Source organism: Streptomyces sp. URMC 126, from assembly GCF_051386555.1.
Lineage (GTDB): Bacteria > Actinomycetota > Actinomycetes > Streptomycetales > Streptomycetaceae > Streptomyces.
Genome location: NZ_JBPQTX010001191.1, coordinates 1 through 246 on the forward strand (window position 1 = coordinate 1; position 246 = coordinate 246).

Consider the following 246-nt stretch of genomic DNA (forward strand, 5'->3'; position numbering starts at 1 on the left):
CCCGTGATCTGCTGACTCCGCGCGCCGTCGAGGCCATCCGCAATGCTACGTTCGTCGCTGGTTACGCCCCTTATGTCCGCCAGATACGGGATCTGGTGCGCCCAGGGGCCACAATCCTGGCCACCAAGATGGGCACCGAAGAGGAGCGCACTCAGGCCGCTATCGAGGCCACCCGGGACGGCCGCAATGTGGCCTTCGTGTGTGGTGGCGACCCGGCCATCTACGCGATGGCCTCCCCTACTCTGG

General features: G+C 66.3%; 1 protein-coding gene. It reads left to right on the forward strand.

Annotated features, from left to right (window positions below):
- Positions 1-246, forward strand: a 246-nt coding sequence (locus tag ACSNOK_RS35615; RefSeq protein WP_436784808.1) for an SAM-dependent methyltransferase, incomplete at both ends; no start/stop codon positions are given.